The 322-nt window shown below is 66.1% G+C and carries 1 protein-coding gene; it reads left to right on the forward strand.

What is annotated here, in order from left to right:
- On the forward strand, positions 1 to 322 hold a 322-nt coding region (locus tag AC0IYH_RS30380), incomplete at both ends, for a hypothetical protein (RefSeq protein WP_471837858.1).

The raw sequence follows: 322 nt of genomic DNA on the forward strand, positions 1-322 counted from the left end.
GTACGCCGGTCAACATCGGCGAGGCTGTCGGCGTTATCGCCGCGCAGTCGATCGGTGAGCCGGGCACGCAGCTGACGATGCGTACGTTCCACATCGGTGGCGCGGCGCAGCTCAACGAGCAGTCGAACCTGGAATCGCCGGTCGACGGCAAGGCCGAGTTCCGCGACCTGCGCCTGATCGTCGACCAGCGTGGCCGCCGCGTGACGCTGTCCCGCTCCGGCGAGATCGCGATCCTCGACATGGATGGTCGCGAGCTGTCGACGCATCGCATCCCTTACGGTGCGTATGTGCTGATGGACGACGGTCACATCCTGTCGAAGGG

The sequence above is a fragment of the Pseudomonas sp. AC463 genome (assembly GCF_979253585.1).